The organism is Stenotrophomonas sp. YJH_SMC_80 (assembly GCF_059372495.1).
This window is the reverse complement of record NZ_JCAFVP010000033.1, coordinates 1-2,566: the sequence shown is the minus strand read 5'-3', so window position 1 is coordinate 2,566 and position 2,566 is coordinate 1. Positions and strand designations below refer to the sequence as shown.

The window sequence follows — 2,566 nt, the reverse complement described above, 5'->3', positions numbered from 1 at the left end:
CGCTGTAGGTGAAGGTCTTGCTGCCGATGCTGGTGGTATTGCCCGCTGCGTCATGGGTGCGCGCTTCGCCATCCACCGCAGTCAGGCGATGGCTGGTTGCGGGGTAGGTGTAGCTGGCGGTGCCTGCCGAGGTGGTCAGCGAAGCGCGATTACCGGTGGCGTCATACGCGTAGGTTTCGATCGGCGTGCCAGTCGCGCCGTCCTGGGTCTGGGTCAGGCGGCCCAGAGCGTCGTAGGCGTACTTGGCCAGCACCGTCGAGCATGTGCCGGTCTTCAGTTCAGAGGTCGTTGCGGCCGATTGAGTCCAAGCATGGCAATTCTACGATTCCGTACCCGCGCAACGCACCGCGTTTTTAGCGTGAATTACCATGGCAGGAGCGAGGACCAAGAGTGCGAACACTATTACAACTGTCAGGGCCAGCCACCATTTATTGCCTGTAACCGCAAGCACGAAGGGAATGCAGCGATGACGGCCAGTACATGAGCATAGAGTAGAAGAAGCACATATCTGTACAGACTCGACGCCGAATCCGCAACGCCCGCAATACTTCCGCACCGACCTGTTAAGTGAATTGAATGTAGAGAAGCTCTGTTCACGTGCCCCGCAGGAGGAGCACGTGAATGAAAGTATCGACCTCACCGGCAAACCTCCTCGCCAACTATTGCCGCCGCTGCGACAGCATCAGGATGCTGATAGGTAACTCTAAAGGATGAACATAGACAGCGAGCCGGATACCGGGATCCTTACCGCTGGTGAAAATATACAACTGACACCGAAACCCGAGGCAGCGCGGCTCAGTAGCTGTACGGGATACTTGGATGCTACTGCACTGACTGCCGTCGCGGTCTGACCAGGGGGCGAGGATACCTGGGAGAGCACGGCGTTCAGTTGAGTATGGGTACTGATTGCTTCCTGTTGAGTCCCTTGGCCCCACCAGTGTTCTCGTCCAGTGAGAGCTGCCGCACGCCACACGCCCCCCGTGATCTAGTCGGATACCGAGCTGGTGGGCGGACCGGGTGGCTGCGCTGTGGCCTGCTGATTAAAGCAGGCCCGATGCGGATGTTATGGAACACACGCCGCACATGCGGCGTGTGCTACCGAACAATGGCGATCATGGAGGTAGCGTTCGAGAAGAATCAGCTCGGGTCCGACGCACGGGATGCTAGGGCAGACGGAGCAAACGTAGAGACCCGATGTGGATGGGGCTAGTTCTCCCATAGATGTGTCTTCTTGACCCGCCATACTCCTTCCTCTTTTCTCAAGAACACATCTGCGTTCTTTCCTGTCGGAGGGAATCCGATTTCCATGAAAGCAGCATCGTCATCAAAGTACAACTTCTCAATGGCAATGAATGGCGAAGTGCGATCATATGACGACGACTTTACGAACTGAAATCTCCCGCCGTTGGCTTCGCACAACGGCAATGAAGATGACGATTCATCGCCATCCCATAGAACGTTTATCCGTGAAGATCCCCATCCATCTCCTCCGTATGCAGAAAGCGCTGAATCCGAGGATGCCGCCTGGATGATTGCCACCGGATCATGACTACACGGAGCACCTCTTTCACTGGATGACTTTGCGCATCCAAATAGGGTAAATGCAATTATCAAGCACAAGCCAACGCGAAAGAGGTTAGTGTGAAGCAGGCCTTCTGATCCCATAGACATACTCTTCATAGCTCCACCCCTCCTCGCCCTTGTACTGATTTTTGTTCCAGAAATACTCCGAGAAGTGAACCAACTCGTGCTCCAGTGTTCTTTCCAGCTTCTGCAGGAGTTCTGGGCTTCGGTCACCCGATTCGAAGCGGTCAAAATAGGTCTCATGAATAAATATCTCACCCGAGCCAGGCGCGCAACTACCATCGTCATGCCTCATGTATTTTGGCGTAATGACTGGCCCATCGCATTTCGATAGAAGCTGATCAAGATGCCCCTGTCCGATGTTTCCGTATCGCTGGAATCCATCATATTTGCGACTGGTCATTCGATCTTTCGTTCCATTCAAGAATTCCGTCGTCGCGGGGTACTTCTTGCTGACCCACGAGTGATAGCGGAGAAGTCCTAATGGATCGACAAAGTCTAACGGATCAATTCCTGTGTACGCGTAGATTGAAGCTCCGCCTCTCAAACCGATCGGATCACTCTGCGAATACCGCCCCACCGCCGGGTCGTATTCCCGCTGGTAGTTGTAGAACAACCCACTCGCATCCGTGGCCTGCTGGCCCGGGAATCGCAGCGCCAGCTCGAACGCCACACCATCGCCATCCGGGTCAGCACTCGGAATCTGGTTGCCGAATACCTCGCTCCTGTTGCTCCACTCCCAGATTGCAACATTCCGCACCGGATCGATCACCACGCGCGGCGTGCCCAGATGATCTGGTTGGACGTAGGCAAGTTCCGGCACGCCGGTGCCCGGCACGTCGATCAGCGCCACCGGGTAGTTATCCAGCCAGATGGCCTGCTGTTGCGCCTGCCCCGTGGCCGAGTAGTTGCCCAGCCACTGCCCGGCCTCATCGTACAGCGTGATCTGAGCTGCGCCACCGGCTGGAGTACGCAGCACGCG

The 2,566-nt window shown here is 56.1% G+C and carries 1 protein-coding gene and 1 pseudogene; both read right to left on the bottom strand.

Annotated features, from left to right (window positions below):
* A pseudogene (locus tag AC5P99_RS21520) lies at positions 1-283 on the bottom strand (hypothetical protein); the annotation flags it as partial.
* Between the two features lie 1,353 nt (positions 284-1,636).
* A partial coding sequence (locus AC5P99_RS21515) for an RHS repeat-associated core domain-containing protein (RefSeq protein WP_495213540.1) occupies positions 1,637-2,566 on the bottom strand: 930 nt, incomplete at its 5' end.